We start from the raw sequence: 206 nt of genomic DNA on the forward strand, positions 1-206 counted from the left end.
CAAAACGGTCAAACCGTCACTGATGCTGACACCGACAACATGGATGCGACTGCGGGCTCTATCGACGTTGCATTAGTGATTAATGATGGCGCAGAAACCGCTGACATTTCAGGTACCACTACTGATGTCGCGCCAAACAGCACAGTCACCCTAACGCTCACCGATAGCGCTGGCACAGTGCAAATCATCACTGGCGTGACCGTTGA

1 pseudogene is annotated in these 206 nt (G+C 52.4%); it reads left to right on the plus strand.

Features of this window, described 5'->3' with window-relative positions:
• Nucleotides 1-206: pseudogene (locus AB4153_RS21440) on the plus strand (RTX toxin); the annotation flags it as partial.

The organism is Shewanella sp. 10N.286.52.E4 (assembly GCF_041468785.1).
Lineage (GTDB): Bacteria > Pseudomonadota > Gammaproteobacteria > Enterobacterales > Shewanellaceae > Shewanella > Shewanella electrodiphila.